Annotated in this window: 1 rRNA gene; it reads left to right on the top strand. The window is 52.5% G+C overall.

From position 1 onward, the window contains the following. Nucleotides 1-259 (top strand): 23S ribosomal RNA (locus AC3B4V_RS16295); the annotation flags it as partial.

The following is a 259-nucleotide window of genomic DNA, read 5'->3' as shown; positions in this document are numbered from 1 at the left end:
ACTAGGAGCCGATGAAGGACGCGACGAACAGCGATATGCTTCGGGGAGCAGTAAGTATGCTTTGATCCGAAGATTTCCGAATGGGGGAACCCACCATCCGTAATGGGATGGGACATGTTACATGAATACATAGTGTAACGTGAGGCAGACCCGGGGAACTGAAACATCTAAGTACCCGGAGGAAGAGAAAGCAAATGCGATTCCCTGAGTAGCGGCGAGCGAAACGGGAACAGCCCAAACCGGAGAGCATGCTCTTCGG

Source organism: Exiguobacterium sp. E17S (genome assembly GCF_057772545.1).
The sequence above is the reverse complement of the archived record's forward strand: the minus strand, read 5'-3'. Positions and strand labels throughout refer to the sequence as shown.